This is a genomic window from Acaryochloris thomasi RCC1774 (genome assembly GCF_003231495.1).
Classification (GTDB): domain Bacteria; phylum Cyanobacteriota; class Cyanobacteriia; order Thermosynechococcales; family Thermosynechococcaceae; genus RCC1774.
Genome location: NZ_PQWO01000068.1, coordinates 1 through 1118, shown reverse-complemented (window position 1 = coordinate 1118; position 1118 = coordinate 1). Strand labels below are relative to the sequence as shown.

Below are 1118 nucleotides of genomic sequence, written 5' to 3'. Positions count from 1 at the left end.
CATGGGCTTGATACCCAAATTCTCACCGGCACTTATTGTATTTGCATTCAGTTGGTATGCGGAATTGGGTATAAAGGAGCTCGCAGTGAGTTCCAGGTCTTTGGGATTGACCACCTCAACCTTCTGATCATTACTCTTTTGAGTCACAGTTTTTACCAGACCACCGACCAGCTTGAGCTGCACCATACCGGAAGTATCCACAGTATCAGAACCTGCAACTTCTTTGGCAGCAGTATAGCTGGTCAGGAATTTGTTCCAGCTCAACAGCGGTTTGGGAGCAGGAGATGCCCCGAAAGCGATATCTACCGTGCATACGCCCAAGCCTATGCTGGCTTCTCCTCCAAATTCAGGTCCGTGTATACTCAGGCCTTCACCTACGGTAAAACCTACCCAGCAATCCACAAACAAAATATGGATATGTACCTCCAGGGTAAATTCCACACTGAAATGTCCTTCATAATGAAGGGGCGACCAGTCAATCTCAAAACGTGCATTGACATCGAAACAGGCCCTTACCCAATCGAGGTTATAGGTGGCTTTCAAAAAGCCCCCGGCCACAATGCGATGTGGAGTCAGGGTCCAATAGCCACCACCTTTTATGCTCAGGTTACTGTTGATCTGCCAGGTAAAGCCTAACTCGGGTATGTTTTGCGGATAATAAGTCTGAGGCGTGTAATGGTTGCCATAACCTCCGAATGAGAATACAAAATCGCCACTGTGTGGGTTGCTGCCTGTCCAGAAGGCAATGGCAAAACCGCCTTGCAGGTGGCACTCTTTTGAGAACACATAAGAGCTGGGGGTGAGCATACCCCTCACCAGCAAAGTACCGGCTGAGGGTTTGTAGCTACCTACTACCTCCAGTTCAACCACCGCTACCGGTTTCGGGTCTTTGGGGTTGGGGGCTTTGTAGGTAGACACACCCAGCAGGTCGAACTCCAGCTCTTTGCCAAACTTCACAATGAAGAGTGCAAAGGAATTGATCACTTTGAAGGAGGTAAAATGCACCGCGATGCCCAGAAAATCTTCACCCAGCTGTGGTGGCAGATAGGTGTTCATGTCGGTGGGTACCAGCTGTCCTGTACCGTTTTTAGTAGTGTTGGAACTGCTGAGGGCAGCCG

1 protein-coding gene is annotated in these 1118 nt (G+C 49.5%); it reads right to left on the bottom strand.

The genetic code is table 11. The features are described from left to right. Positions 1-1056: DUF6603 domain-containing protein (locus C1752_RS27960; RefSeq protein ID WP_199464554.1), on the bottom strand; the 1056-nt coding region annotated here is incomplete at its 3' end. Between the last annotated feature and the right edge of the window lie 62 nt (positions 1057-1118).